Source organism: Polaromonas sp. P1_G4, from assembly GCF_056405475.1.
Genome location: NZ_JBFUCA010000853.1, coordinates 1 through 1,168 on the forward strand (window position 1 = coordinate 1; position 1,168 = coordinate 1,168).

The 1,168-nt window shown below is 47.8% G+C and carries 1 protein-coding gene; it reads right to left on the reverse strand.

All coding sequences use genetic code 11. The features are described 5' to 3' along the window. Window positions 1-447: hypothetical protein (locus AC1D1X_RS23920; protein WP_477699428.1), on the reverse strand; the 447-nt coding region annotated here is incomplete at its 3' end. Window positions 448-1,168: the final 721 nt, after the last annotated feature.

The window sequence follows — 1,168 nt, forward strand, 5'->3', positions numbered from 1 at the left end:
GCTTATATCCAAAGGAGGTAAAACGACACCTCGGAATCCTGCAGATAAGAATCGCTCTTCAGCTCGTTGCCTCGCTAAGAAGTGAGTAATCGCAAAATATGGAGTGACTGCGGAGGGAGGGATGTTTCCCCAATCCTCAAAGCCCCCTCTTTCCTCTATACCAAACGTCGCAACAAATTTGCAGGCATAGGACGAAAACTCCGAGGTCCCATCTAACGACAAGATCGCCGAGAAACTGAGACTAACCTGAAATGCCTTTACCGGCAGGTCTTCAGCCACGCCCAGTTCAAAGGTTGAGGTCGTCTRTGTTCGGATTTGCCTGCTCATTCCACTTAACCGCACCTCTGAGGGATCCTGGACGGTGAGGCGTTCCTCTATGACTCGCGCCTCTTTAATGATCCCCACAATATAAGCAGCACTCACTGTTTGGCTTTTATTTCGTGCCATAGCTGTGTTTCGTAAGTTGCTTGGTTACAGCGATCCTGTCGACGTACATTGGCTCGTTGATAGGGGACGTATCTTGCAAAGTCATACTTACAGTAAGTGTCCTTTGCGTAAGAAACCCCTGTTCAAGGCTCTCCTTTATGGCGCTCTCATTAGCAAGAGCGTACGAGTCAGAGAAAACCACTTGGAAACTTGGTACATCATGACGATATGTCCAAACCCCATTGGCATGGGACAACAAAACTCTCTCAGAGGGAGTCTTGGCAACGCCATCAACGATAGAAAGAATTTCCCCGACTTGCGTACACGGTTCGTATTGCCCAAGATACCTAGAACGAACAACCAAATCAACAGAGCGGTCTATTGGTGCATCTGATTTCTCCATCCTCGCGACGGTTTGTTCGTTTCGATCAATTAAGGCACCGAAATCATCCTGGGTTAGTCCAAGAGTTCTTCGTAGAAATCGTAATTCAGGACCATTGAGCCTTCGAGGGGCTCGAACGCGAAGTCGCCCAACGCAAGCCTCTAGAGCGCCTTCGTCTTCATAAGAAACAACTTCACCGTATTCCGTCTGCTCTAGTGAATATCCATCCACTAAAAACAAATTCGGAAACGCGAAATGAGGATAAGAGATCATTGGCTATGGTTTGGTCGGATCAAAAACTGTAATAACAACTACTCTTGTGGACGGAATTAAAGCGGCTCCCACCGCTATGCGTACGCC